The organism is Paenibacillus agaridevorans (assembly GCF_003112455.1).
GTDB classification, from domain to species: domain Bacteria; phylum Bacillota; class Bacilli; order Paenibacillales; family Paenibacillaceae; genus Pristimantibacillus; species Pristimantibacillus agaridevorans.
Window position 1 is genome coordinate 416,478 of record NZ_BDQX01000171.1, and the last position, 25,944, is coordinate 442,421.

The following is a 25,944-nucleotide window of genomic DNA, read 5'->3' on the forward strand; positions in this document are numbered from 1 at the left end:
GTTATCCCCCGATTTCCGCCAGAATGACATCTCCGCCTGCCGCAAGCAGCGCATTCGCCACTTCCTTGCCCAGCTCGATGGGATCGGTCCCGCGTTTGATCTCTTTCAATAGCGTAACGCCGTCAGGCGAGCCGACGATGCCGGTCAATTCCAGCACCGGCACGGTACTGGCACGGTCAACGATGACGGCATGCGCCCCGATCGGCACTTGGCAGCCCCCTTGCAGCGTGCCCAGGAAGCTCCGCTCGGCCTTCACTGTCAGCTCCGTTTCGGAATCATTAAAGAGATTCAGCAGCTCCCTGACGTCGGAATCGCCTTCCCGGCATTCGATGCCAAGAGCGCCTTGCCCGACCGCCGGCGTGCAGATATCCATCGGAACATGGGCGGAGATTCGATCCTCCCAGCCCATTCTTGACAAGCCTGCTGCTGCGAGGATGATGGCATCGAAACCCTCGGTCTCCAGCTTGCGGATACGGGAATCAATGTTGCCGCGGATCGACTCCAGCTGCAGATCCGGTCTCGCATGCTTCAGCTGGCAGGAGCGTCGCAAGCTGCTTGTGCCGACCTTGGCGCCAAGCGGCAGATCCTGCAGGCTGTTCCCTTTCTTCATGATCAGACAGTCGCCGGGATGGACCCGCTTAGGCGTAGCGCCGTTAATCAGCCCTTCCGGAAGCTCGTAAGGCATGTCTTTCATGCTATGTACGGCAAGATCAATCTCTTTATCGATAAGCGCTTGTTCGATTTCCTTGACGAACAGCCCTTTGCCGCCCACCTTGGACAAAGTGACATCCAGAATCTGGTCGCCTTTGGTCAGGATTTTGCGAATTTCGAACGTATAGGGCAATCCATGCTCCTCGCATATCGCCTCGAGCTGGTCAATGACTTGTCCCGTCTGCGTCAACGCAAGCGCGCTTTGTCTCGTTCCTACCGTAATCACGCGTTCCTCTCTGCTCATTCCATCTGCCTCCCAATCGTTATCTCCAGCAACACAGCATACCACTCATCTAATCCAAGCGTTCCTGCAGCCCCGTCATCCATTAACGTGCCTTCGGCTGCAAGTCTCAACACTTCGCGTCTAACCCGTTCGTTCTTTTGCGTCTTGTATACATATTCCCTTAGCTGTCGCAGCCGCTCCACGCGTTCTATATATTGCGGACCGTACTGCCGTTCCAGCTCGGTTCTGATCAAAGCTGACAAAGAAGGGCTTGCTCCAGAAGCTGTCACGGCCAGCAGCAAATCGCCTCTGCGCACGACGGACGGCGAAATAAAGCTGCCCGACGCCGCATCGTCCGTCACGTTGCACCATATTCCGCGCCGATTCGCAGCCAGCGCAATTGCGGCATTCAACATCGCATCGTGCGTGCAAGCGAAGACCAGCCACACATTCGCCAGATCGCTCTCCTGGTAGTCACGCTGCTCTAAAATGATGTTTCCCCCGTCTGCCAGGGCGGCAATGCCTGGCGTCACCTCAGGACTTACCAATCGAACCCGATCGGCGCCCCCCTCCAGCAGTCCCTTCAGTTTCCGCTCCGCCACAATCCCTCCGCCGATAACGGCGCATAACTTGCCCTTTAAGTCCAGCGCGGCAGCGTAATACGTTGGTCTCACCTTATGTTCCCTTGCCAGTTCCACCGTGACGATGCCCCCTCTCAAGTTACTATGTCGAGCCGAACATCCCCGTCCCCGTCAATGGAAGGAAGAGAAGGCGCTTGAAGCCAAATTCAGCAGGAGCACAAGAAACGCGATCAGATAAAGCTTGGCAAGCTGCTCCCCGGTACGCCTGTTTCTGGCGCGCTGATAGATGTACACAATAAACATGACAAGCGCGGCAAACGAGGACAGCACCTTCCAATCCAGCAGCAACACGATTCGCCCCTCAACAAGCAGCGAGGTAACGGCGATAGAAAGCGACATCGCGAGCAGCGGAACTCCGATCATCACGGCGCGATCCGAGAAACGTTCGATCATACCCAGGCTGGGGTAACGCCTCACGAACTTCGACCAGCGTTTGCTCTTAAGCCGATGATGAAGAAACATGTACATCCCCGCGAGCAGGGCCCCGAAGGTCAACGCCGCATATGCGCATACAATAAGGCTGATATGTACGTATAAAAGCTCTCGAGTCGTCTGCCCTACCGCATTCTCGTTGCCTTGGGCCGCTCCGGCATATAAATTAAGGGCCAATACGGCGAATCCGACGACATTAACGAAAAAGACGATGTAATCGATGGAATAAAAGCGGCTCATCACAAGCGATACGGTCACGATCAGCCATGAAAAACATAACCAGTATTCGAATGCGGATATTTGCGATAAATCCAGATGGGAGACCAGCCTCGTAATCAGGTAGCCCGTTTGAAGCACCCATACAAAAACAAGGAGCCCTGTGCCTATCCGTTTTGCTCTCCGGCTTGCATTCATGAAGTCGGAGAAATAAAACAGAAGGCTCAGGGCGTAAACATACAGTATCGTATCGTATAACCAATTTGCTGTTCCCATAACCCCTCCGCGTTGAAACCTTCCAGCCGATCAAGTAGGGGCAAAAGCAGGTGCCCCCGCCTGTTGCTGAGCATTCTTGACCAGAGCCGTCGATGTGTTCAGCTTGGAGGCGCCCGCCGCCTTCTCGGCAGCTCCCGGATATAGTCCGGACTGCTGCTGCGATTCCGCAAGCTCCTCCAGCGCGAACAGCTTCACGAACATGTCCATCGCTTCCTCTGCCCGCTTTTCGCCGGCCATCTCTTTAATGCGCAATATGGGATCCTGTATCATTTGGTTCATCATGCTTTTGGTCAGCTTGCGAATCACCTTTAGCTCGCGTTCGCTGAGGCCAGGCAGCTTTTTCGTCAGGCTGTTCATCGTCTCGTCATGGATATCCGTCGCCTTCGTCTGCAGCGATCGGATAAGCGGCACGACGCCCAGCGTCTTGTACCATTGCTCGAAGGCAACCATTTCGTCGTCGATCATAACATCGATTTTCGCCGCTTCGCGGCGGCGCTGATCCAGATTGCTCTCCACGATGCCTTCCAGATCGTCAATATCATATAAAAAGACGTTCTCGACGGCAGCGATTGTTGGATCCAGATCACGCGGAACGGCAATATCAATCATAAACAACGGCTTGGATTTCCGGCTCTTCATGGCTTCGGCAACCTGCAGTCGATTAAGAACATAACTCTCCGAGCCCGTCGAACTAATAATTATGTCCGTTTCCGGCAGCTTCTTTAAACCTTCCTCCAGCGATAAAGGGGTGCCGCCGAACTTGTCTGCCAGCTGAGCAGCGCGCTCGAAAGTACGATTTACGACAAGAATACGCTCTGCCCCGTTCGCATACAAGTGTTTAGCTGTTAGTTCGCCTGTGTCGCCTGCCCCGATAATCATAACCGTCTTGCGGTTGAATTGTCCAAAAATCTGCTTGCCAAGCTCTACGGCCGCATAACTTACGGAAACAGCCGATTCGCCGATCGTTGTCTCCGAATGGGCGCGTTTCGCCATCGTTACCGCCTGCTTAAAGAGCATATTAAATACGGTGCCGGTCGTCTTTTTCTCCTGGGCAAGCAGGAACGCGTCCTTCACCTGACCGAGAATTTGGGTCTCCCCGATGACCATGGAATCCAAGCCGCTTGTCACCTTAAAGAGATGACGAATGGCGGCTTCGTCCTCGTACATGTAGAGATGGTTGGTAAATTGCTCTCGCGGCAAACCAAACCACTTCTCCATAAAGCTGCGAATATAATGCCCGCATAATTGATGACGGTCGACGACGGCGTACATCTCCGTTCGGTTGCAGGTCGCCACGATGACACCTTCCATGATGCTTTTCGTTCCGATCAAGGCGTTTAGCGCTTCCGGCAGCTCTTTCTCCGCGAACGTAAATTTCTCTCTAACCTCTACGGGCGCCGTCCGGTAATTCAATCCAACCGCGATGATGTGCATGCGTGGTATTCCCCCCTTCCTCCGCGAGCGCAAGCCTGTCCGTCTTCGCCACGTTCTTTTTGGTCCGATAATCCGTTGATTGGAATTATTATAGCACAGTTCGACATTCATGCAGGGTTCATTTTTGACCAATGTTTGAAGAAATCCGCGCGGATTACATAATATGTACCGTCCAGCGGTCGATGTAGCATAGTATTTCCCTTATTCCGCAAAGAAATAACCATGGATTGCCTCGTCAAGGGAGCATTCGAAAATGTGTTATAATAAATCAATCAATTCGGGATTTGGAGGTATTTTTATGACAGTAGGCTCGCAAGAAGACATGGATGGACTGAAGAAGATCGGCAAAATCGTCGCATTGACGATTCAAGAAATGAAAAGCAGCGCGCGCGTCGGAATGACGACAAAGGAATTAGACGAAATCGGAGGACTGTTTCTGGCAAAACACGGAGCCGTTTCCGCGCCTAAGTTAACTTACAATTTCCCCGGCGACACTTGCATTAGCATCAACCGCGAAGTCGCACACGGCATCCCGGGCAAACGCGTCATTAAGCCTGGCGATTTGATCAACATTGATGTTTCGGCTGAATTGGGAGGCTATTACGCGGACGCTGGACATTCCTTTGTGATCGCTCCATTCAAGCCGGCGTTAACGCGACTATGCCAATACACGCACAATACGATGATGAAAGTGATCTCGTCGCTGAAACATGGAGTGAAGTTAAACGAAGTAGGAAGGATTATCGAAAGCGAGGCCAAAAAAGGCGGCTATAACGTCATTGAGAATCTGTGCAGCCACGGCATCGGGAAAGCCCTGCACGAGGCGCCGCAGGAGATACTGCCGGTTTACAACAAGCACGATAAACGGGTATTAAAAGAAGGAATGGTCATTACGATCGAGCCCTTTTTGTCTACGGGCGCGGGGTATGTCGTCGAGCAAGCGGACGGATGGACTTTAAGCGTGCCCGACAATAGCTTCGTTGCGCAACACGAGCACACCATTATCATTACGAAGAATGAACCCATTATTTTGACCGCCGTATAGCAGCCGTTAATGCCGTTAGATCTCTGCAAGAACAAAACGTCCAGTTATCTCCGAACGGACAAAAACAATAAAAAGCGGCCGCATTTGCGCGGCCGCTTTCCCTTCGCCCCGAAGCTTCACTTATGCCTCCAGCGCAAACAGCTTATGTGTAAATGTAGGATTTCTTTACAAATCGATACAATTGCGCTGAATTCTCATCCTTATGGTAGAACATCGTTTTCTTGCTCGCTATTGTAGCCGATCGCATCCGTAATGACGTCCCAGAGCTGATCGCGGCCAAGCCCGGTCTCCGAGGAGAACAGGACGACGGAGTCGCGCGGGTCGGCTTCCAGCGCCGTCTTGATCATCTTGATATGCTTGTCCCACTTGGAACGCGGGATCTTGTCCGCTTTCGTCGCTACGATACAAGTGGGGATTTCGTAATGCTTGAGCCATTGGTACATCAGCACGTCGTCCTTGGAGGGCTCGTGGCGGACATCGATAACGAGCAATTGAAGCTTGAGCGGTTCCCGTTCCCTAAGATACGTCTCGATCATCTCGCCGAACTGCTCTCGCTGGGTTTTGGATACTTTGGCGTAACCATAGCCGGGGAAGTCGACGAAATAAACCATATCGTTGACCCGATAATAGTTAAGCTGCTGCGTTTTCCCGGGCTGCGAGCTCGTACGAGCCAGGTTTTTGCGCATGATCATCTTGTTGATCAACGAGGATTTACCCACATTGGAACGCCCTGCCAGAGCAATCTCCGGCAAGGCATCCTCGGGGTATTGATGCGGCTTAACCGCGCTGATGATGAATTGAGAATCTTTTATTTTCATGAAATTGGGGTACCCGCTTTCTCTGCTGTTCCTGCCGGAACGAGTGCTTGGAGAAGAACCTCGTCCATATGACCCACCGGCACGAAAGTCATATCTGCTTTGATGCTGTCCGGGATGTCCTTTAAATCACGTTCGTTATCCTTCGGAAGCAGTACCTTCCTTATACCCGCCCGATGCGCGGCAAGAGACTTCTCCTTTAAGCCGCCGATCGGCAGCACGCGGCCGCGGAGCGTAATCTCGCCGGTCATTGCCACTTCGCGCGAAACATACCGATTCGTCAGCGCGGAGATGAGCGCCGTCGCGATCGTAATGCCAGCGGATGGACCATCCTTCGGAATGGCTCCTTCCGGGATATGGATATGGATATCGTTTTTCTCGTGGAAGCTCGGATCAATGGATAACTCCAACGCTTTGGAACGCGTATAGCTAAATGCAGCCTGCGCGGACTCCTTCATCACGTCGCCCAGCTTGCCCGTCAGCGTCAGCTTGCCGCTGCCCGGCATGACGGTCACCTCGATGACCAGCGTATCGCCGCCGACCTCGGTCCAGGCCAGCCCCGTAACGGCGCCAATCTGATCTTCGCTTTCGGCCAAGCCGTATCGGAACTTCGGAGGTCCAAGCCATTGCTTAACGAGCTCGCTGTCCACCTTTAGCGGCTTCGTCTCCTGCTCTTCCGAACCTTCTTCAGCTGTTTTTACCTCGGATACAAAATGTTTGGCCGCCTTGCGGCAAACGGCTGCGATTTGCTGCTCCAGATTTCGTACGCCGGATTCGCGCGTATACTCGCGAATTAACAGCTGCAGCGCCTCGTCCGTCAGCTCCAGCTGCGTATCCTCAAGACCGTGGTCGCGCTTCTGCTTCGGCAGCAGGTAACGCACGCCGATCTGTTCCTTCTCCAGCTCCGTGTAACCCGGAATGTACAGCACTTCCATCCGGTCCAGCAGCGGACGCGGAATATTGTGCAGCGCATTAGCCGTCGTCACGAACATCACGTTGGAGAGGTCGAAAGGAACCTCGATGTAATGGTCGCTGAACGTGTTGTTCTGCTCGGGATCGAGCACCTCAAGTAATGCTGACGAAGGATCCCCCCGGAAGTCCGACGCCATCTTGTCGATCTCGTCGAGCAGGAACACCGGGTTAAGGCTGCCGGCCGTCTTCATCCCCTGCATGATGCGGCCCGGCATCGCGCCGACGTACGTTCTGCGATGACCGCGAATCTCGGCTTCGTCGCGCACGCCGCCCAGCGAGATGCGCACGAACTTCCGGTCGAGCGACTTCGCAATGGATCGGGCCAGCGATGTTTTGCCGACGCCGGGAGGGCCTACGAGACAGAGGATAGGTCCTTTCATCTTGCCCACGAGCTGTTGTACCGCCAAATATTCCAGCACGCGCTCCTTCGGTTTCTCCAGGCCATAATGATCATCGTTCAAAATATCCTCGGCCTTCTCGATGCTGAGATCATCATTTGTTCTCTTGTTCCACGGCAACGCGAGTAACCAATCGATATAATTGCGGATGACTCCGCCTTCTGCCGAGGAAGGCGGCATCTTCTCGAGCCGGTCGATTTCCTTGACGACCTTTTCCTTAACCGTTTCGGGAACGCCGGCTTCCTCCAACTGGCTTCTAAGCTCTTCGGCCTCGCCCGCCCGGCCTTCCTTCTCGCCGAGCTCCTTCTGGATGGCCTTCATCTGTTCGCGGAGATAATATTCCTTCTGCGTTTTCTCCATCTGCTTCTTGACGCGCTGGTTGATCTGACGCTCCAGCTCCAGCACTTCGCGTTCGTTATTCAGCAGATCCAGCAGTCTCTCCAGCCTCGCCGCCACATCGATCGTTTCGAGAATATCCTGTTTGTCCTTGATCTTGAGCGACAAATGGCTTGTAATGACGTCCGCCAGGCGGCCAGGATCGTCGATATCCGATACTGCCGCATAGGTCTCCGGAGTAACCTTTTTCGATAACGAAATATAATGCTCGAACTGGCTCAGGACGGAGCGCATCAATGCGTCCACCTCTGGATCGTCCGTATCCTCCTCCGGCAGCTCCTTCGCCATAACCTCATAGAACTCGTCATTCGTTACATAGCTCTGCACCTCTGCGCGAACGACGCCCTCCACAAGCACGCGAATGGTGCCGTTTGGCAGCTTAAGCATCTGCCTGACCTTCGCGATTGTGCCAACCTTGTAAATATCCTCCTGCGTCGGTTCTTCGATATTGACCTCCGACTGCGAACACAACAAAATCATGTGGTCTTCGACCATTGCCCGCTCCAGCGCGCGGACGGATTTATCCCTGCCCACATCAAGGTGGAGCACCATGCTTGGATAAACAAGTAATCCTCTCAGCGGAAGCAAGGGCAGCCGGCGACCTTTCGACTTGCTTGGTCCCATACCTGCACCTCCATTTCTACAGCATCTACCTTATCTTATCACTCCGCGGAATCCGCCTGCAAATAAGGAAGGCTGCTTGGCCTAAACAATTCGCTCACGGCAGGCACTTCTTTCTCCTCTCGAGCGGTCTCCAACTCTGGAAATACGTGCCTGAATACCTCTTCCACCTTATCGACAGGTATAACCTTGAGACCGTCCAAATCGGCGAAAATCGCCTGCCAATTCTCCTTGGGTATGATGACCTGCACCGCCCCGGCCTGAAATGCCGCCTCTACCTTGGCGAGCACGCCGCCGACCGGCTTCACGTTGCCATGAATGCCAACCTCGCCCGTCATGGCCAGCTTGTTGTCGATCGGCATCTCCCGAATTGCCGAAGCGATCGCCGTTGCCATCGCAATGCCCGCGGATGGCCCATCGATTGGAGTCCCGCCAGGAAAGTTGATATGCAAGTCAAAGTCCTGCGGATTCAGACCGATTCTGCGGAGCACCGTCAACACATTCTCGACAGAACCCTTCGCCATACTCTTACGCCTGAGCGTACGCGAGCCTCCTCCCAACTCTTCTTCGTCAACAACGCCAGTAATGTTGAATGTACCTTTGCCGGCATCAGCGGGAATAGCGCTCACTTCGATCTCCAGCAGCGTCCCCATATTGGGACCGTAGACGGCAAGACCGTTCACGAATCCCACCTGGGGCTCGTTTGGCACTTTGCGGTCCGGGCGAGGCGGAATTTGGCTGCTGTTGACAACCCATTCGATATCGGCTGCCGCGATGGCGTCCCGTTTCTCCGATAGAGCCACGCCTGCCGCCAGTTGAATAACGTTGACGGCTTCCCGGCCATTCGTAGCATACCGCTTCACGACGTCGATCGCCTCCGGGCACGGAGGAAATCCGATCTTCTTCACGGCATTCTCCGCCACCTGCGCGATCTCATCCGCCAGCAGCGGTCGGAAGTATACTTCCATGCAGCGGGAACGGATCGCAGGCGGGATTTCGCCGGGGGAACGTGTCGTGGCGCCTACAAGACGGAAGTCCGCAGGCAATCCGTTCTGGAAAATATCGTGTATGTATAACGGAATATTGGCATCCTCGGAATGGTAATAGGCGCTTTCGAGGAATACCTTGCGATCTTCCAGCACCTTTAACAATTTATTCATCTGCACGGGATGCAATTCCCCGATTTCGTCGATGAACAGAATCCCCCCATGCGCTTTCGTTACGGCGCCCGGCTTTGGCTGCGGAATGCCCGCCACTCCCATCGCTCCGGCCCCTTGATAGATCGGGTCATGAACCGAGCCGATGAGCGGATCCGCAATGCCGCGCTCGTCGAATCTGGCCGTCGTCGCGTCAATCTCCGTGAATTTCGCTTCGGCCAGGAACGGCGATGACGGATTTTTTTTCGCTTCTTCCAGCACGACGCGGGCTGCCGCCGTCTTGCCGACGCCGGGCGGTCCATAAATAATGACATGCTGAGGATTGGCGCTGCAAAGCGCGGCCTTCAGCGCGCGCAGACCGTCTCGCTGTCCGATAATATCGTTCATCGTCTGCGGACGCGTTTTTTCCGCGAGAGGTTTCGTAAGCGAGATGGAGCGAAGCTTTCTGAGCTTGTCCATCTCCTTCTTGGACTCTCTATCAACAGCCGATCGGTTCGTCTTCTGGTTGCGAAGCAAATTCCAGAAGTACAATCCAATTACCACGGCAAAGAACACTTGAATCAGCATTAATACCAAACTTAAACTCATAACCTTCCCGCTCCTTTCATACCAACCGTATTCTGTCAGTATTGCCGCTTGGATACAGGAATAATCGCTTGCCCCGCCAGAAAAAAAGAAGAGGCCTTCTGACAGTCGTTAGACGGTTCAGATAACCTCATTTATTGTACATTAGGCGTGGGCGTGATTTTTGCGTCCCGGAATTTCGCCGGTGGCCTCAAACACGGTCACGATGTTGTCGATTTCCTTCTTCAGCTCGTTAAGCAGCTCCGCTTCCGGCACTTTGCGAATCATCTCGCCGTAACGGAACAGCATGCCTTCACCTCGAGCGCCCGCGATGCCGATATCCGCCTCGCGTGCTTCGCCTGGACCGTTAACCGCACAACCCAGCACCGACACCTTGATGGGTACCTTGATCTTGGAGATATACTCCTCTACCTCGTTGGCGATAGAGAACAAGTCGATGTCCAATCTGCCGCATGTCGGGCAGGAGACGAGCGTAGCCGCGTTCATGATGAGACCGAAAGTCTTAAGCAGCTCGCGCGCAACCTTTACTTCTTCAACAGGATCGGCGCTGAGGCTGATCCGAACCGTATTCCCGATGCCCAGAGCCAGCAACGCTCCTATGCCCGCCGAACTCTTGATCGTGCCGGTATGCAGAGTGCCTGCTTCCGTAATGCCAAGATGCAGCGGATATTTGATCTTCTCTGCAGCCATGCTGTAGGCCGCGATCGCCATTGGCACGTCGGACGCCTTTAGCGAAACGATAATGTCGTGAAAGTCGAGCTCCTCGAGAATGCCAATGTGGAAAAGCGCGCTCTCCACCATGGCTTCCGGCGTTGGATAACCGTATTTCTCCAGCAAGTGATTCTCCAGAGAACCTGCGTTGACGCCGATCCGGATTGGAATCCCCCGTTCCTTACAAGCTTTCACAACAGCTTCCACACGCTCGCGGCGGCCGATGTTGCCGGGATTAATCCGAACCTTGTCGATGCCGTTTTCGATTGCTGCAAGGGCCAGTCTGTAGTCAAAATGAATATCCGCAACGAGCGGAATATGAATTCGTTTCTTAATTTCCTTGATCGCTTCTGCAGCTTCTTTGTTATTGACGGTTACGCGAACGATCTGGCAGCCCGCTTCCTCCAGACGAAGAATCTCGGCCACGGTCGCCTCTACGTCAGCCGTCTTCGTCGTACACATGCTCTGAATGATGACTTCATTGCTGCCGCCGATCGTCAGATCGCCGACTTTCACCGGAATCGTATCTTGGCGTTTATACATTATGATCTCTCCCATCATGCGTCCAATCTCGGGAAACGTAGTACGAAGATGGTGCCGACAATTGGACTTTGAACATGCTATAACTACTACGCCAAATCAGCGGAAAGGTGACAAAAACGTCAAAGTCCACCCCGCGGCAAGCGTGTTATCGCAGGCCACGGGGTGGAGTATCGTCCCTTATCAGGCGCTTTCTTCCTTCTTCTTGCCCTTCTTGGCGGAAAGCTCAGGCATGATCTTCTCCTGCACGGATTTCTCCGTAATCAGGCAAGTGTTCACGTCATCTCGCGTCGGAACTTCGTACATCACGTCGAGCATAATGCCTTCGATGATGGCGCGAAGACCGCGGGCGCCGGTATTGCGCTTAATGGCTTCCTTCGCGATCGCGTCGAGCGCTCCGGGCTCGAAGTCGAGCTTTACGTTGTCCATCTCGAGCAGTTTCTGGTATTGCTTGACAAGAGCATTCTTCGGTTCGGACAAAATCCGTACCAATGCCGGCTCGTCAAGCGGCTCCAGCGTCGAAATGACAGGCAAACGGCCCACAAACTCCGGAATAAGACCGAATTTCAGCAGATCCTCAGGCAATACCATGCCCAAGTATTCGCCCGGCTTCAAATCCTTTGTCGTGTCTCCCGCGGAGTTAAAGCCGATGACCTTTTTGCCGATCCGGCGTTTGATCAATTGCTCGAGGCCGTCGAATGCGCCGCCGCAGATAAACAGAATGTTCGTCGTATCGATCTGGATAAATTCTTGATGCGGATGCTTGCGTCCGCCTTGCGGCGGAACGGATGCGACCGTACCCTCCAGAATTTTCAGCAGTGCCTGCTGTACGCCTTCGCCGGATACGTCGCGCGTAATCGACGGGTTCTCGGATTTGCGGGCTACTTTGTCGATCTCGTCGATGTAGATAATGCCGCGCTCGGCTTTCTCCACATCGTAATCGGCGGCTTGAATCAGCTTGAGCAAAATATTCTCAACGTCTTCGCCTACGTAGCCGGCTTCCGTCAAGGAAGTGGCGTCGGCGATTGCAAACGGCACGTTAAGAATTTTGGCCATCGTTTGCGCCAGCAGCGTCTTGCCGGAGCCTGTAGGACCCAAAAGCAGAATATTCGACTTCTGGAGCTCGACGTCATCGATTTTGCTGCCGGAATTAATCCGCTTGTAATGGTTGTAGACGGCAACGGATAACGACTTCTTGGCGAAGTCTTGACCGATGACATAGGAATCCAGAATGGCGCGAATATCCTTCGGCTTCGGAATATCCTTCAGATCAAGCTCTTCATCGTTGCCGAGCTCCTCTTCCACGATTTCTGTGCACAACTCGATGCATTCATCGCATATATAGACGCCAGGACCGGCGACCAGCTTGCGCACCTGATCCTGCGATTTGCCGCAGAACGAACACTTCAATTGACCCTTTTCGTCATTGAATTTGAACATGTACTCACCCCTTGAATGTTTATGTTAGCCCAGCGGCGCCGTAATGACCCTGTCGATCAGACCGTAATTCAGGGCTTCTTCCGCGCTCATAAAGTAATCGCGGTCGGTGTCGCGATCAATCTTCTCATATGGCTGACCTGTACGGTCGACATAGATTTGATTCAGCTTCTGCTTCGTCTTGAGAATCCAGTCGGCATGAATCTTGATATCCGTCGCCTGGCCTCTGACGCCGCCGAGAGGCTGGTGGATCATCACTTCTGCGTTTGGCAGAGCAAAGCGTTTGCCCTTCGCACCGGCTGTAAGAAGAAGGGAGCCCATGCTTGCCGCCATACCCATGCAGATCGTGGATACTTCTGGCTTGATATACTGCATCGTATCATATATTCCCATTCCAGCGGTTACAGAGCCGCCGGGAGAGTTGATATACAGATGGATGTCCTTCTCCGGATCGTCGGCCGCCAAAAACAGCAGCTGAGCGATGATGGAGTTCGCGACATCGTCATCAATGGCACTCCCGAGAAAAATAATGCGATCTTTCAGCAATCGGGAGTAAATGTCATAGGACCGTTCTCCGCGATTCGTCTGTTCGACTACAATCGGTACCAGGTTCATGCGACCAACCTCTTTTCGTTGTGGACTTGGAATGCATCCTTATTGTAACACGTTAAGTTATGGATTGTCATTTCGCCGAATACTACAGTATACGGCGTCAGACGCCTGATATGTACGCTTCCCTGGCGGTCGAAGAGATCCGCCTATTTCATATGTAGGGTGAAAATAAGGCACGTTACATGCACGCGCCTTATCCTCGATCTAACCTATTCTTCTATGTCGCTTCCCATGCACACGCATGGAGCGTATGTCAAACGGTATTAAGAGGTTACACTTTTAGGCAGTTTTGCTGTTGTCAAGCAGAAACTTGATCGTTTTGCGAAGGAGAATATCTTCTTGAAGGTTGCTAATGTTGCCGTTCTTCTCGAAAATGTCGCGCAGTTCTTCCGCAGGACGGTTGTATTGCTTGGACAGGTTCTCCAGCTCTGCAGCCAGATCCTCTTCCGTCGCGTCGAAGCCTTCGGCTTTCGCGATCGCTTCCAGCACGAGGTTGTTGCGTACGCGCTTCTCGGCGTCGGAACGCATTTGACCGCGCAGCGCTTCTTCGTTCTGGCCGGAGAACTGGTAATACAGATCCATGTTCATGCCTTGCATGCGCAGACGGTTCTCGAAGTCCTTCACCATATAGTCGGTTTCCGTGTCGATCATCGCTTCCGGGATTTCGACTTCGGCCGCTGCCGTCGCTTTGTCGACAACCGCTACTTCACGCGCTTGCTCCGCTTCCTTCTCCTTGCTTTCCAGAAGCTTCGTTTTCAAGTCGGCTTTGTATTCTTCCAACGTGTCGAACTCGCTTACGTCTTTGGCGAATTCGTCGTCCAGGGCAGGAAGCGCTTTGCGTTTCAGCTCATGCAGCTTCACTTTGAATACGGCAGCTTTGCCAGCGAGGTGCTCTGCATGGTACGTCTCAGGGAACGTAACTTCCACGTCCTTGAAGTCGCCAAGCTGCATGCCTACTACTTGCTCCTCGAAGCCCGGGATGAAGGAGTTCGATCCAAGCTCCAGGGAATAACGCTCGCTGAAGCCGCCTTCGAACTGCTCGCCGTCCACGTATCCGTCGAAGTCGATAACGGAGATGTCGCCATTTTGGGCAGCTCCTTCTTCGACAACCGTCAATTCAGCGTGACGCTGTTGCAGACGCTCCAACTCGGCAGCCACTTCTTCTTCCGTTACTTCGGAGCTGACCGCATCGATCTCAAGGCCTTTGTATTCGCCAAGCGTTACTTCGGGCTTAACCGTTACTTTCGCGACGAACTTGAAAGATTGGCCTTTCGCGAATTGCGTAACGTCGATCTCGGGACGGTCTACAGGCTGCAGCTCGTTCTCTTGAACGGCAGTCGTATAAGCTTCTGGCAACAGAATGTCGATTGCATCCTGATAAAGGCTCTCTACTCCGAATCGGGATTCGAAGATTCCCCGCGGAACTTTGCCTTTGCGGAAACCAGGAACGTTAACCTTCGCCGCCACTTTCTTAAAGGCTTGATCCAGAGCGCCGGTCACTTTGTCCGCGTCCACCTCAACATCGATAGATACGATGTTCTTGTCTATTTTTTCCCAAGTTGCTTTCATTTTATGCCTTCCCCTCCAAAAATGCGCATGCATCCATAGTTTTCACGTTACATAAACCATTCTATTATAAACAAAGATGGACAAGTTATCAAGGCTGATGTTCATCGCCGCCCGTTTGCAGCAGCATCGCGATGCCTCTGAGCGTTCGGCAAGCCTGTTCATAACGAAATCTGAGACTGTCGGAAATGCCATATGTATCGCGTATATCGTCGTCGTTCGCCGAGCCGTACACCGTCAGATGCAGCGTAAGATGCAGCGCAGCCGCGAAACAATCCACCGTCGCATCCTCGTCTCTAAGCATCCACCCGTAAGCCGATGTCCCATAAAGGAATTGCAGGCTCTCCTTCCATAATTCCGTGGCGAAATGAGGCAGCGTCGGGTCGTCAACCTCCGCAACCGCGATCGTACGCTCCAGGATGTCGCCCACCGGAGCCGGGAATTCCTCTAGCGACAGCGGGGTCGCTTCGATTTCCAGCATGACATCCTCATCCAGCCGTCTAAGCCGTATTTCCCCTGTCGCCCCTCTCCGCTTAAGACATTGCAGCGCCTTGAATTGAAGGATGGGATGAAGGCTTTCATCCTTCAGCCATTCCAGGATGGCAGCGTCAACGCCGGGATCATCGATGTAGACGGCGCGCTCCAGCGCCAGCTGCTGCTGGTCCATCATAGGATGGTTGCGCATGATATAGAGAACTTGGCTGATATACGCTTCATCTTGAACGGGCGGCTTCAGCAGCTCGGCACGCAGCGCCTCTTCGTCCTGTCCGCTTTCCTGCGCGTTCTCTTCTGCAGCCTCGCTCCCCACCGGGAACGCCATGTCCAGCCAGCTCAGCAAATTCGCCCATTCCTCATAATGGCGTTTCTCCTGCCCCTGGCATTGCAGCAGAAATCGGAGAAGCTCCTTCGCTTCCCTGTATTGTTCGGCCTCCAGCATCCTCGTAAGCGAGATCTGGTACTGATCCAGCATGCTGGGGAATAAATAAACATTGTCCTTGCCATCGTTATGTGGCTCTTGAGGAGTCGTAATGATAACACCGCCTTAAGGCATGCTCGTAAATAGGTTCTGAATAATCCTGCGATCGATTATACCACGCATGGTCGTCCGCGCCAAACAAAGTCCTCTATCTTCAATGGCCATCGATATGTCCGTCAATCTTTTTTGAATTTCTCCATTTTTTTACTTGCAAAACCATAGGTCGGCATGATATATTATCAAACAGTGTCCCAGTAGCTCAGTCGGATAGAGCACTCGCCTTCTAAGCGAGTTGTCGGGGGTTCGAATCCCTCCTGGGACGCCATTACGTGGCATATGACTATTTTTAAAATAATGAAATCCCCGCGAGCCCTTCATTCTACTGGGCCAGCGGGGATTTTTATTTGTTCGGATTCAATGGAACTTTGTGAGCTCAATAGTAATATTTAGCTTGCAGTTGGAGATCATATAGCTAGCGTCGATTAGGCTGCAGAAATCATTGATTACGAATGGTGATGACGACAATTGAGACTTTTAAAATGCGCACTATTGCTTCCGCTTATTGTATGGATTTGGACTTTGATGCCAGAATCCGCAATGGCAATCGATAAAGACCCATTACCTATTTATGCACCAATAAGCGAATATCGAATCGAAGTTTTTCCACTCCAACATCGACTCACTGTATTTAAAGAAGACATGCTGATCAAGCAGTATAGAGTCGCTGTCGGCACCCCGTCTACGCCCACTCCCGTCGGGGTTTACATCATCACTTATAAAGGGAAGGACTGGGGACCTTCATTTGGTCCACGCTGGCTGGGACTAAATGTTCCATGGGGCAACTATGGAATTCACGGTACAAACAAGCCCCATTCTATCGGCCAACATCAAAGCCATGGCTGCATTCGCATGAATAATACGGATGTTTTGCAATTATTTGAGCTTATCCCGATTGGCACAAAGGTTATCATCCACGGCCATGTGCTTGGCTACATGAATCAAGATCCTAGAGATTTGGCCGAAGGGGATGTTGGCGGAGACGTACAATTAATCCAATCCCGATTGAAGAGCAGCGGATATTTTACAGGTGAATGTAATGGCAAGTTCCGCTCGGATACTACGGCGGCTATCAAAAAATTTCAACGCGATCGACATTTACTGCCCAACGGTGTAGTTTCGCGAACAATATATGAAGAATTGGGCCTCATCGAATAGCAAAACTTACGACATAAAGAATCGGCCGGACGAAACGCCGCCCGGCCCGATCTACTATTCACCCGCAGCAAATTAACACCTCCTGTCAATCGCCGGCGATCCCGTTATGACACATTTTTTCTTACTCGGTTAATCTAAAACTTTGATTTTATTTTTTCCGATATATATTTACCCGTTCAGACATTCCATCATGCTCCCCACGAAGAAAGAGCCGGCGGTTGAATAACCGTCGGCTTGGTTGTTGTTTTTCTATGGTAAAGCCAGCTCGTCTTCCGTCACCCATTTATGGTTTTTCACTTCTTCGCCGGTTGTCGTTGAGGTGAAATCGATCATATAGACGGTCGTCTGCTCCGCAGAATCAATGGTTGCTGCAGCACCTTCCATCCCCGTCATATGGTCAGCCTCCAAAACCACCTCATCGCCGGGCTTGAATGGTTCTTTGCCGGCATCCTTGATTTCTTCATGAACAACCCACTTATGATCCGTTACACGCTCACCGCCGTTTGCAGGAGTGTAAGACACGGTATATACCGTCGTGTCATAAGCGCCCGCAACCATAGCTGTCGCGTCTTTCATACCGTCCATATGCGCATCAGTAATGACGGCCTCGCTTCCCTCGGGAAACGTCGGGTTGGCGGCTTTTTGCATCCCTTCCGGAGCCCCGCTTGAACCGGAATGATCCATGCCGGCGTGACCGTTCTCCCCCTCTTTCTGTATTTCATTGTTACCTTTATTCGGCTCAGAAGACGTGTCATTATTGCCGTTACCGCATGCGCTAAGCACGAGTGTAGCGGCAAGACCAAATAAGATCAGCGCTTTTTTCATTTTCTTTACTCCTTTCAGTAATGTATTTCGACTTACACAACTAATCTACCTTATACTTTTGAAGAACTTGTGTAGATTCATTTAAGAGTTTGGGAAGTCGAATCGTAAAGATTGTACCCTTTTCGCTTTCTACTTTAATGCGCCCGTCGTGAGCCGCTATGAGCTGTTTTACAATGGTTAATCCGAGTCCGCTCCCTCCAATTCTGCGACTTCGCGATTTATCTGCACGGTAAAAGCGTTCAAACACGTTGGGCAGATCTTCGGGAGGAATCCCCTCGCCCGAATCCTCTACAACGATCCGGATCTCCGCTTGTTCTTCTGCTGCCGATATATTTACTTCACCATGTTCGGATGTAAATTTGAGCGCATTGCTCAGCAAATTCACCAAAACCTGAATCATCCGGTCATGATCTATGAGTGCCCGAATATCCGGATCGACCGAATAACCCAAGCGGACATGCTTCTCCCGATATGACGCATCGACTAGATTGACAGCATGTTCAATGACCTCCACAAGCCGTACTTCCTTTCGTACCAATTGAAAGCCGGGCGATTCGAGCTGGTTTAAATCCTCCAGTTCGGCTACCAGCTCTGTCAAGCGTTCAATTTCTTCGTAACAGGTATGAATGCGCGCCGGGGTCGGCTCCCAAATGCCGTCTTCCAGCGCCCGCATATGGCTTTTCAGAGTAGTCAATGGTGTTCGCAGCTCGTGAGCAATGTTCTCCGTCATCGTGACCCGAAGCTGTTCCTGATGCTGCAACTGCGCCGCCAGTGTATTGATAGACCTTCCCAATTCAGCCAGTTCGTCTGTGCCAGAAAGCGAAACCCGTGCGTGCCACTCGCCAACTGTCATCTTTTCAGCCACATGCTTCATATGGACGAGAGGGGACGAGATCCGCTTGGCCACATAAAAACCAAGCACGATCGCCAGCACAATCGACACGATGCATGTCCAAATAATCGTTTGCAACAAAGCCAGCTCCAAATGGTAATTCAGTTCAATTAAGTCATGGCCTACAACAGAAGCCTGCGATTGATACATCTGAAAATGGTAGTGTGTTGTTATAATTAGTACCGCACTAGAAACTAAAACAATGCCGACCGCAGTGCCAATAATAATGAACGCGAGCCTCGAATAGAGTCGACGATTCATACCGTTTCACCTGCGAAACGGTATCCGAAACCGTACACGGTCACTAGATAAACCGGCTTTTTCGGATCGCTTTCGATCTTGTGACGGAGATTTTTTACATGCTGATCAATGGTACGAACATCACCTTCAAAATCATGGCCCAAAACGCGCTCAATCAGCTCGTCCCTTTGAAAACATCGTTGCGGATATTTGGCGAGCAACAGCAAAATTTTGTACTCGTTCGGTGTCAGATTTACCGGCTCGCCGGAGCGAAAAACTTGCTGCTTCATCGAATCAATCATTAGTTCGCCATGATTAAACGTCAAGCGGTCGGCTAGAAGCACATCATCATCCGAACGCCGTAATATCGTTCGAACCCTCGCCACAATCTCTCTAGGGTCAAATGGTTTTAACACATAATCGTCCGCACCGACTGAAAGCCCTCGAATACGATTGTTTTGGGAAACTTTAGCTGTAAGCATGAGAATGGGAACGGAATCGATTTGACGGATGGCCTGACATACTTGCTCCCCCTCCATATCGGGCAGCATTAAATCCAGTATCACAAAATCCACCGGCAGACTGCGCACACACTGAAGGGCTTCACCCCCTGTCTCCACATCAATCGTCCGGTAACCTTCTTTTTGTAAATAAGATCGAATAACCTCGCGAATATTGTCTTCATCGTCGACAATTAAGATGGTTTTCATAACGTTCCCTGCCATTCTTTTTTTGATTGTAGTATAGTTGTCAAAAGTGATTCACATATAGTACACAGGGGTATACTATACATGAATCCAAAAAAAGGAGTGAGTACCCCATGCATGAACATTACAAACAATGTATCGAAGAATGTCTGAGATGTATGCAGGAATGTAATCACTGTTACGACGCTTGCCTAAAGGAAGATAACGTTAAGATGATGGCCGATTGCATCCGACTGGATCGCGAATGTGCTGACATTTGCGCACTGGCCGCTGCGGCCATGTCCAGAAATAGCCCCTTTTCCAAGGATATCTGCCGTTTGTGTGCCGAGGTCTGCGAGGCTTGCGGCAATGAATGCGCCAAGCACGAACACCACGAGCATTGCAAACGTTGTGCTGAAGCCTGTTTCCGTTGTGCGGAAGCATGCCGGAAGATGATTGCGTAAAAAATAATTAAAGGGGGATTGCTTTTTCTAAAGCATCCCCCTATTTGGCTTATTTTAGCAACTTATTTACCGTGATCAAAAGCTCGTCTAGAACTTCATGATCACCTTCTTCGATCCGTCCAACGACGCAACTTTTTAAATGGTGTTCCAATAGCTGCTTCCCCAATCCATTAAGAGCGGACTGAATCGAAGCAATTTGAATCAACACATCATCACAGTAAGTGTCTCGTTCGATCAGCCCCTTCACCCCGCGCACTTGCCCTTCGATCCGATTTAGACGATGCATCAAACCTCGTTTCGTTTTTTCGGAATGATGACTTTTCCGCTCTGTAGAGGAAGTATGGTCGCATGAGGTAGCCTCAAGTATTGTATTATCCAATTCAATCAACTCCTTTGTATACAATTTAACATACCCCCTAACCCTATGTAAAGAAATAGGTTCCATATATTGGATTTTACACAACTGGACTCTTTTGTTGCTACCGGCGGCTTCATCCCGCGTATTACTGATTTGTTGCATCGCGTCGATGCTTAGGAATGGACAGGAACAGGAGAGAAACGATGACCAAGCTAAACGTCTTTATACGGATATGTATCGCAGTGTTGTTGGTATTGGGTATTATTTATTTGAGTTCGCTTGTCTCCTTCATCTTCACCCCTCTTCTCTCGCTTTTCAGCATTATTCTGACGCCGCTTCTGCTCTCCGGGTTTTTCTATTATTTGATGAGGCCGCTCATCGATTATTTGGAAGGCAAGAAGCTGAACCGATCGCTCGCCATTCTGCTGCTTTACCTCGTTATTTCCTTGCTGCTCGCGGTGTTCTTCATCGGAGTCTGGCCTTCTCTGAAGAGCCAGGTGATGAACTTGGTGCATAACGCTCCAGCCATATTCGCGGGCATCAACGAACAGCTCGAGAAGTTGAGCGACAACGAGTTTATCGCGCCGTTGCTGCCTGCCAACACGGACATTTCGGGACAGGTCACCGAGTTATTGAACAAAGGTTTTAACGTGGTTAGCAGCTCTGTATCCGGTCTGTTCACCTTCTTCTCCGACTTTGCGATCGTGCTGATCACCTTCCCGATCATGCTCTTCTACATGCTGAAGGAAGGGGGCAAGTTCAAAAATCGGCTCGTGTGGTTTTTTCCTTCCCGCTATAAGGAGGATGGCCGTTCCATGCTGGGGGACATCGATCAGGCGTTAAGCAATTTTATCGTCGGAAGGGTTATCGTCAATCTGGCGCTCGGCGTTCTTATGTACATCGGCTTTCTTATTATCGGGCTGCCCTACGCGCTTCTGCTAACGGTGGTCGCGGTCATCTTGAACTTCTTCCCTGTCATCGGCGCGATCCTGTCCAGCATTCCGATCGTGATCATCGGGCTGATCGTGTCCCCGGCTACGGCCATCTGGTCGCTGGTGATCATTCTCGCGGCCCAGCAGGTTCAGGATAATCTGATCGCGCCTTACGTATTCGGCAAAAAGCTGGATATTCACCCGCTGACCACGATCATTCTCGTCCTGGTAGGCGGGGACATAGCCGGCATCGTCGGTTTCCTGCTCGTCATTCCGATCTACATGATCGTCAAGATCGTAGGAGTCAAATCGTACGAGCTGTACATCCGAACACGCAAAAACAGGGAGGAAACGCCGCCGCCCGCTTAACGGCAAGGCTCCGGTGTCCGACCAAAACAACAACCGCCCGGATCACCGGGCGGTTGTTGTTTTGAATTTAGAAGGCAAAAAGGCGGCAGTGAGGCCTGGCCGCCATTAGTGATCGGGATGATGAAGCTGGCTATAGAAGCCCCATAGAGGAAATATGTCTCCGCGTGGATTCCGTGCCGCATTCGTATAACAACCGGTAGATCCTCGTAATGATTTCATCGCTGGCGCCGTTAATCGTTTCGTCATGGTCGCTCTTAGCGACAGGCCTTGCGTAATAGCCAAGCTCCGCCTCCGCCATGCTCGACAGCTCTTCGAACAGCTCGCGAAGACGCGATACTTCCTCTTCGTTCGCAACGATATCCAACTCGTAAGCGGCCGCCTCGGGATCGGTCAATATTTGCCCCGCCTGGACGGATACATAGAGATGCTGCCGTTCTTCGTCGCTTCCGTGCAATTGCTCGCCTTGACCTTCCATTATCTGAATTCACCTCCATCGCTTGTACAGCTTGCGACAAACTTCGGGTTATGCCTTCCTTAGCTTCCCCTTGTGGACAGACATTTTATCCCTTTTTTCCGCATATAACTGTTTATTATCGCAACTGGAGTCCAGCATAGAGAGGAATGAGATAGATGTGTGGAATTACCGGCTGGATCGATTGGAACAGTGACTTGACCCGGGAAAGTGCCGATCTGGAGCGCATGACCGAAACGCTTGCGCCGCGCGGGCCGGACGCCGCCGGCACCTGGATTTCCGCGCATTGCGCGCTAGGACATCGCCGCTTGTCCGTCATCGATCCCGAGAATGGCGCCCAGCCGATGATCAGGTACACGGGCGACGATCAATACATCGTTGTCTATAATGGCGAGTTGTACAACGCGCCCGAGCTCCGCAAGGAGCTGCAAAGCAGAGGAAGAACGTTCACGACGACGTGCGACACCGAAGTGCTGCTCGTCTCTTTCATGGAATGGGGCCGCTCCTGCGTCGAGCGGTTTAACGGTATTTTCGCATTTGCAATCTGGGATGTGACAGCGCAGGAGCTGTTCCTCGCGCGCGACCGGCTTGGCGTAAAGCCCTTGTTTATATGCAAAGTCGACGGGCTTTTCCTGTTCGGATCCGAGCCGAAATGCATTCTGGAGCACTCCGCCGTGAAAGCCGAAGTTGGTGCCGAAGGACTCGCGGAGATCTTTGTCATGGGTCCCGCGCGCACGCCGGGCCATGGCGTGTATAAAAATCTCACTGAACTGAAACCCGGTCAATGCATGGTCGTTAGCCGTGCCGGAGTCAAAACGATCACTTATTGGCAGCTTCGAAGCACGCCTCACGAGCATTCCGTCGAGGAGACGGCAAAACATGTCGGAGAGTTGTTGCGTGATACAGTAGAACGTCAGCTTGTTTCTGACGTGCCTGTCTGCACGCTGCTGTCTGGAGGCCTCGATTCCAGCGCTCTAACGACGTTTGCGGTCCAATATTATGATGCTAATGGGCAAGGCAATGTGCATACCTATTCCGTTGACTATCGGGATAATGACAAACATTTTCAGGCACATGCCTTTCAGCCGAACAGCGACGCGCCCTGGATTGAACGGATGACCTCCCATCTCGGAACGGTCCATCATCCGATCCAGTTCGACACGCCCGAACTCGTCGACGCGCTTTTGGACGCTACGCTTGCCCGCGATCTGCCAGGCATGGCCGATGTTGACGCGTCGTTGCTGCTCTTCTGCCGCGAGATCAAGAAAGGCGCAACCGTGGCATTGTCAGGCGAAGCTGCGGACGAAATATTCGGCGGTTACCCTTGGTTCCACCGCGAGGAAGCGCTGAGGGCCGATACGTTCCCTTGGTCGCTAGCTACGGCTATGCGCGCAGACCTCCTGTCCCCGGAGGTGGCCGCTTGGATCAAGCCGCAGGAGTATATCAACGACCGTTACGCCGATGCCGTGGCCGAAGTTCCGAAGCTGGTCGGCGAGGATGAACTGCTAAGCCGGATGCGGCGCATGTCCTACCTCAACATAACGAGATTTATGCCGACGCTGCTGGACCGCAAGGACCGGATGAGCATGGCGGCGGGTCTCGAGGTGCGCGTCCCGTTCTGCGATCACCGGCTGATCGAATACGTGTGGAACATCCCTTGGGAGATTAAGACGGCGGGAGACCGCGAGAAGGGCATTCTTCGCAAGGCGCTGCAAGGCGTTCTGCCGGACGATGTGCTCTATCGCAAAAAAAGCCCTTACCCGAAAACGCATAACCCCAACTATTTGACCGCGGTCAAGGAGCTATTGCTCGACGTGCTAAACGATCCGAACTCCCCGATTCTTCCTTTGATCGATATAAAGAAAGTCAGGTCGTTGGCGGAATCCGATTCTGCGAAGTCCAACATTCCTTGGTTCGGCCAACTGATGTCAGGCCCGCAGATATTCGCGTATTTGTACCAGGTCAACCTGTGGCTGAAGCATTACAAGGTAAGCGTAGGCTGAGAGAATAAAAAGCGATTTTCTTCAAGAAAAAGGACCTCAACCCCCACAATAAAGTGGAATTCGAGGTCCTTTCGTTTGTAATTCAGTATGTTTTCATGTCACGCTAACACTTTAGGAGCAGCCGCTTCATTAGGAGACATCGCTCGAAATTATTGCTGCTTCATAAGTAGAGGAAGAAGCTTTCGAAGCGCATCTCCCCTATGGCTGATTGCTCCCTTCTCCTCCTTGCTCAGCTCCGCCATGCCTCTGCCAAGCTGCGGAAGCCAGAAGAGAGGATCGTAGCCGAAACCTCCGGCTCCGTGCGGTTTGTCCGTGATGACGCCGTCTACCGTGCCCTCCGCTTCCACGAATTCTCCTGTGGCAGGGTCGTACAGCGCAAGGGCGCAGACGAACTGCGCTTTGCTGAGTTGCCGAGAACCATCGTCCAGTCGCTGCTCCGAACAGCTGGCGCCGATGCTCGTAAGCTCCCGAATCAGCTTGGCGTTATTTTCTTCGTCGGCCGCTCCTTCCCCTGCATATCGGGCCGAATAGACGCCCGGCTCTCCGCCGAGCGCTTCAACGCGCAGACCCGAGTCGTCCGCAAGCGCCGGTACGCCTAATGCGTCGCCAGTCGTCTTCGCTTTAATTCGGGCATTCGCCGCAAAAGTGTCTCCATCCTCAACAATATCCGGAATTTCCGGGAAGTCGTGCAAACTAAGGACGCGTTTGTCCAGCTTACCCAACGCATGGGCGAATTCTTTTAATTTACCGTTATTTTTCGTCGCGACGACAATGGCGTCATTCCCTAATCCGTCTCGGATTCCTGCAATAATATTGCCCTCTCCCATACGGTCAACCTCTGATCCGGTCGGCGATCGGTCCCAGCACCTCGCGCTGCTTCGCGAACAGCTCGTTGATTCCGCCTTCCGCCAACGCAAGCAGCTCGTTCAGTTCTTCCCGGGAGAACGTTGCTTCCTCGCCTGTCCCCTGCACTTCAACAAATCGACCTTGCCCCGTCATAACGACGTTCATGTCGACCTTCGCCTTGGAATCCTCTTCGTAGTTCAGATCAAGCAATGCCCGCTCCCCAATGACCCCTACGCTGACCGAAGCCAGGAAGTCGCGGATCGGGAATTTGGAGAAATTGGCAGTTGCGGACAGCTTGTTTACGGCGATTGCCAATGCAACAAAGGCGCCCGTAATCGAAGTTGTTCTGGTGCCGCCGTCTGCCTGGATGACATCGCAATCCAACGTAATCGTGCGTTCGCCCAGCGCTTGCAGATCGACGACCGATCTCAAAGCCCTGCCGATCAGCCGTTGAATTTCCATCGTACGGCCCGTCAGCTTGCCCTTAGCCGCTTCCCGATGGTTGCGGGAATGGGTCGCGCGCGGCAGCATCGCATATTCCGCAGTTACCCAGCCTTTTCCTTGTCCCTTCATAAAAGGCGGGACGCGCTCCTCCACGCTTGCGGTGCAAATCACTTTTGTGTCGCCAAATTCGATCATGACCGAACCTTCCGCATGTTTATTTACGTTTGGCGTTATCGTGACCGAACGAAGTCCATTCGGTTGTCGACCGTCGTTTCTCATCTTATGTATGCCTCCTGAACTATTATCCGTCTCCGACCGACTCTTGCAGGTCGTTCCTATTTTAACAAAGTGTACCCGCAATTGCACCCTGGCATCGGAGCATAGCTAATAATTGCATCTCCGCGACCACATAGAGAAAGGGGCGAACCCCCCGC

At 52.3% G+C, this 25,944-nt stretch carries 24 protein-coding genes and 1 tRNA gene; 6 read left to right on the forward strand and 19 right to left on the reverse strand.

Going from position 1 to position 25,944, the window contains the following annotated elements:
- Position 1: 1 nt before the first annotated feature.
- Genes hemC through hemA form a run of 4 tightly spaced genes read right to left on the reverse strand, consistent with a single transcriptional unit; the run spans position 2 to position 3,933 of the window.
- Positions 2 to 955 (reverse strand): hydroxymethylbilane synthase, encoded by a 954-nt coding sequence (gene hemC, locus PAT3040_RS16785; RefSeq protein ID WP_108993630.1) that lies wholly within the window; start codon positions 953 to 955, stop codon positions 2 to 4.
- Complete coding sequence (locus PAT3040_RS16790; protein WP_181376666.1) at positions 952 to 1,632, reverse strand: precorrin-2 dehydrogenase/sirohydrochlorin ferrochelatase family protein; 681 nt, start codon at positions 1,630 to 1,632, stop codon at positions 952 to 954. Before PAT3040_RS16790 ends, hemC begins: the two co-directional genes overlap by 4 nt.
- A gap of 54 nt (positions 1,633 to 1,686) precedes the next feature.
- Positions 1,687 to 2,499, reverse strand: coding sequence for a cytochrome c biogenesis protein CcsA (gene ccsA / locus PAT3040_RS16795; protein WP_108993632.1), 813 nt, complete (start codon positions 2,497 to 2,499; stop codon positions 1,687 to 1,689).
- A 30-nt stretch (positions 2,500 to 2,529) separates the two neighbouring features.
- Complete coding sequence (gene hemA, locus PAT3040_RS16800; protein ID WP_108993633.1) at positions 2,530 to 3,933, reverse strand: glutamyl-tRNA reductase; 1,404 nt, start codon at positions 3,931 to 3,933, stop codon at positions 2,530 to 2,532.
- Between the two features lie 298 nt (positions 3,934 to 4,231).
- Here hemA and map point away from each other — a divergent pair, with 298 nt between their 5' ends.
- A complete protein-coding gene (gene map, locus PAT3040_RS16805) occupies positions 4,232 to 4,978 on the forward strand; it encodes a type I methionyl aminopeptidase (protein ID WP_108993634.1) in 747 nt (248 codons plus the stop codon).
- Positions 4,979 to 5,178: 200 nt separating this feature from the next.
- Here map and yihA read toward each other — a convergent pair whose 3' ends face one another.
- The 8 genes from yihA to PAT3040_RS16845 all read right to left on the reverse strand — a co-directional run bounded on the left by yihA (position 5,179) and on the right by PAT3040_RS16845 (position 15,725).
- Positions 5,179 to 5,796, reverse strand: coding sequence for a ribosome biogenesis GTP-binding protein YihA/YsxC (gene yihA, locus PAT3040_RS16810; RefSeq protein ID WP_087566539.1), 618 nt, complete (start codon positions 5,794 to 5,796; stop codon positions 5,179 to 5,181).
- The gene (gene lon, locus PAT3040_RS16815) at positions 5,793 to 8,183 is read right to left on the reverse strand and encodes an endopeptidase La (protein WP_108993635.1); all 2,391 of its coding nucleotides are present in this window, start codon (positions 8,181 to 8,183) and stop codon (positions 5,793 to 5,795) included. The genes yihA and lon overlap by 4 nt, the downstream gene beginning before the upstream one ends.
- 38 nt (positions 8,184 to 8,221) lie before the next feature.
- Positions 8,222 to 9,925, reverse strand: coding sequence for an ATP-dependent protease LonB (lonB, locus tag PAT3040_RS16820; protein ID WP_087566541.1), 1,704 nt, complete (start codon positions 9,923 to 9,925; stop codon positions 8,222 to 8,224).
- A gap of 141 nt (positions 9,926 to 10,066) precedes the next feature.
- Positions 10,067 to 11,176, reverse strand: coding sequence for a flavodoxin-dependent (E)-4-hydroxy-3-methylbut-2-enyl-diphosphate synthase (ispG, locus tag PAT3040_RS16825; RefSeq protein WP_108993636.1), 1,110 nt, complete (start codon positions 11,174 to 11,176; stop codon positions 10,067 to 10,069).
- A gap of 180 nt (positions 11,177 to 11,356) precedes the next feature.
- Complete coding sequence (gene clpX / locus PAT3040_RS16830; RefSeq protein WP_087566543.1) at positions 11,357 to 12,613, reverse strand: ATP-dependent protease ATP-binding subunit ClpX; 1,257 nt, start codon at positions 12,611 to 12,613, stop codon at positions 11,357 to 11,359.
- A 24-nt stretch (positions 12,614 to 12,637) separates the two neighbouring features.
- Entirely contained in the window at positions 12,638 to 13,225 is a 588-nt protein-coding gene (clpP, locus tag PAT3040_RS16835) for an ATP-dependent Clp endopeptidase proteolytic subunit ClpP (protein ID WP_087566544.1), read from the reverse strand.
- Positions 13,226 to 13,501: 276 nt separating this feature from the next.
- On the reverse strand, positions 13,502 to 14,791 hold the full coding sequence (gene tig / locus PAT3040_RS16840) for a trigger factor (RefSeq protein WP_108993637.1): 1,290 nt from the start codon (positions 14,789 to 14,791) through the stop codon (positions 13,502 to 13,504).
- Positions 14,792 to 14,879: 88 nt separating this feature from the next.
- Positions 14,880 to 15,725 carry a hypothetical protein gene (locus PAT3040_RS16845; protein WP_258235009.1) on the reverse strand — a complete coding sequence of 282 codons (846 nt, stop codon included), beginning with the start codon at positions 15,723 to 15,725 and terminating at the stop codon, positions 14,880 to 14,882.
- 287 nt (positions 15,726 to 16,012) lie between these two features.
- On the opposite strand from PAT3040_RS16845, the gene PAT3040_RS16850 reads away from it, so the two are divergent.
- Positions 16,013 to 16,089 (forward strand) — tRNA-Arg (locus PAT3040_RS16850).
- 272 nt (positions 16,090 to 16,361) lie between these two features.
- Entirely contained in the window at positions 16,362 to 16,979 is a 618-nt protein-coding gene (locus tag PAT3040_RS16855) for a L,D-transpeptidase family protein (RefSeq protein WP_258235019.1), read from the forward strand.
- A 249-nt stretch (positions 16,980 to 17,228) separates the two neighbouring features.
- Here PAT3040_RS16855 and PAT3040_RS16860 read toward each other — a convergent pair whose 3' ends face one another.
- From PAT3040_RS16860 to PAT3040_RS16870, 3 genes are read right to left on the reverse strand one after another with little or no spacing between them, the layout of a single operon-like run.
- Positions 17,229 to 17,804, reverse strand: coding sequence for a YdhK family protein (locus PAT3040_RS16860; RefSeq protein ID WP_108993639.1), 576 nt, complete (start codon positions 17,802 to 17,804; stop codon positions 17,229 to 17,231).
- Between the two features lie 40 nt (positions 17,805 to 17,844).
- Positions 17,845 to 18,957 carry a sensor histidine kinase gene (locus PAT3040_RS16865; protein WP_108993640.1) on the reverse strand — a complete coding sequence of 371 codons (1,113 nt, stop codon included), beginning with the start codon at positions 18,955 to 18,957 and terminating at the stop codon, positions 17,845 to 17,847.
- On the reverse strand, positions 18,954 to 19,646 hold the full coding sequence (locus PAT3040_RS16870) for a response regulator transcription factor (protein WP_108993641.1): 693 nt from the start codon (positions 19,644 to 19,646) through the stop codon (positions 18,954 to 18,956). The genes PAT3040_RS16865 and PAT3040_RS16870 overlap by 4 nt, the downstream gene beginning before the upstream one ends.
- Before the next feature lie 110 nt (positions 19,647 to 19,756).
- On the opposite strand from PAT3040_RS16870, the gene PAT3040_RS16875 reads away from it, so the two are divergent.
- A complete protein-coding gene (locus PAT3040_RS16875; RefSeq protein ID WP_108993642.1) occupies positions 19,757 to 20,086 on the forward strand; it encodes a four-helix bundle copper-binding protein in 330 nt (109 codons plus the stop codon).
- Positions 20,087 to 20,135: 49 nt separating this feature from the next.
- Here PAT3040_RS16875 and PAT3040_RS38710 read toward each other — a convergent pair whose 3' ends face one another.
- Positions 20,136 to 20,465: a metal-sensitive transcriptional regulator gene (locus PAT3040_RS38710; protein WP_305778781.1), complete on the reverse strand. Its 330-nt coding sequence runs from the start codon at positions 20,463 to 20,465 to the stop codon at positions 20,136 to 20,138.
- A 182-nt stretch (positions 20,466 to 20,647) separates the two neighbouring features.
- On the opposite strand from PAT3040_RS38710, the gene PAT3040_RS16885 reads away from it, so the two are divergent.
- Positions 20,648 to 21,745 carry an AI-2E family transporter gene (locus PAT3040_RS16885; protein ID WP_087566551.1) on the forward strand — a complete coding sequence of 366 codons (1,098 nt, stop codon included), beginning with the start codon at positions 20,648 to 20,650 and terminating at the stop codon, positions 21,743 to 21,745.
- 130 nt (positions 21,746 to 21,875) lie between these two features.
- Here PAT3040_RS16885 and PAT3040_RS16890 read toward each other — a convergent pair whose 3' ends face one another.
- Entirely contained in the window at positions 21,876 to 22,220 is a 345-nt protein-coding gene (locus PAT3040_RS16890) for a hypothetical protein (protein WP_087566552.1), read from the reverse strand.
- Positions 22,221 to 22,375: 155 nt separating this feature from the next.
- Between PAT3040_RS16890 and asnB the strand changes: the two genes are divergently transcribed.
- The gene (gene asnB, locus PAT3040_RS16895) at positions 22,376 to 24,220 is read left to right on the forward strand and encodes an asparagine synthase (glutamine-hydrolyzing) (protein ID WP_108993643.1); all 1,845 of its coding nucleotides are present in this window, start codon (positions 22,376 to 22,378) and stop codon (positions 24,218 to 24,220) included.
- A 149-nt stretch (positions 24,221 to 24,369) separates the two neighbouring features.
- Here asnB and rdgB read toward each other — a convergent pair whose 3' ends face one another.
- A complete protein-coding gene (rdgB, locus tag PAT3040_RS16900; RefSeq protein WP_181376667.1) occupies positions 24,370 to 25,047 on the reverse strand; it encodes an RdgB/HAM1 family non-canonical purine NTP pyrophosphatase in 678 nt (225 codons plus the stop codon).
- A gap of 4 nt (positions 25,048 to 25,051) precedes the next feature.
- Positions 25,052 to 25,789, reverse strand: coding sequence for a ribonuclease PH (gene rph / locus PAT3040_RS16905; protein ID WP_108993644.1), 738 nt, complete (start codon positions 25,787 to 25,789; stop codon positions 25,052 to 25,054).
- Positions 25,790 to 25,944 lie beyond the last annotated feature (155 nt).